This is a genomic window from Scytonema sp. PCC 10023, from assembly GCF_963920835.1.
Lineage (GTDB): Bacteria > Cyanobacteriota > Cyanobacteriia > Cyanobacteriales > Nostocaceae > Kalymmatonema.
Window position 1 is genome coordinate 1 of sequence record NZ_CAWUDP010000315.1, and the last position, 1,161, is coordinate 1,161.

Below are 1,161 nucleotides of genomic sequence, written 5' to 3' on the forward strand. Positions count from 1 at the left end.
TGAGACCTTGTTGTGTCTCTTGCATTGACACAGTCAAATCAAACTTCGCCGTGACACTCGCCATCTCCACAGGAGTGAGGGTCAAACCGGGCAATTCTAATGTCTCCATCGGCGCATTCTGGAGAACAAACTTCGTCTGAAAAATTGGTGAGCGACTTGGGTCTCGCTCAGGATGCACAACTTGGACTAGTTTTTCAAACGGCAGGTCTTGATGAGCATAGGCACTTAAAGCTGTCTCTCGAACTCGATTGCATAGCTCCGCAAAACTGGGCTCGCCAGAAATGTTAGTGCGTAACACGAGTTGGTTAACAAAGAAACCAATCAAAGGCTCAATTTCACTCCTGTTGCGGTTGGCGATGTCAGTGCCTACAACAATATCGTCCTGCCCTGTGTAGCGGTAAAGTAATACTTTAAACGCTGATAGTAGCGTGATAAACAGAGTTACCCCCTCGCGTCGGCTCAGCGCCTTGAGTGCCTCCGTCAAGTTTTTCGGTAACTCTAAAAATTGGCTGGCACCGCGAAAGGTTTGGACGGCGGGGCGCGGTCTGTCGGTAGGCAACTGTAGGACGGGAAAATCGCCACCCAATTGTTGCTGCCAATAAGCAAACTGATTCTCCAGAACCTCTCCTTGCAGCCACTGTCGTTGCCAGGTAGCAAAATCTGCATACTGAATAGGTAACTCGGGTAGTAGCGAGGGCTTGCCTTCACAGAAGGCTGTGTACAATGTTGCTATCTCCCGAACCAGTATTCCCATCGACCAACCGTCAGAAATAATGTGGTGCATTGTCAAGAGCATCACATACTCTGCCGTGCCCAGTTCTAGCAGAGTGACTCGCAGCAGTGGTCCTTGGGCTAAGTCGAAGGGCTGTTGGGCCTCTCGTGCGCTCAGAGACTGAACTTCCATCTCTCGCTGTGGCGCACTCAGGCCGCTAAGATCCACCATTCGCAGTTCTAGTTGCTGCTGTGGAGCAATGACCTGGACTGGTTCTCCTGCCACGGTGGCAAAAGTGGTTCTCAACGCTTCGTGGCGTTGTACAATCTCGTTGAGGCTCAGCTCCAATGCTGGCACGTTCAACCAACCTTTGAGGTGGATGGCGACGGGAATATTGTAAAACGGACTGCCCGGTTCCAACTGGTCAAGAAACCATAACCGTTGTTGGG

At 51.1% G+C, this 1,161-nt stretch carries 1 protein-coding gene; it reads right to left on the reverse strand.

Translation table 11 applies throughout. The annotated features are described in order from the left end of the window. Positions 1–1,161 (reverse strand): condensation domain-containing protein (locus ACM0OZ_RS48945; RefSeq protein ID WP_414590177.1); only part of this gene is annotated, 1,161 nt, incomplete at both ends.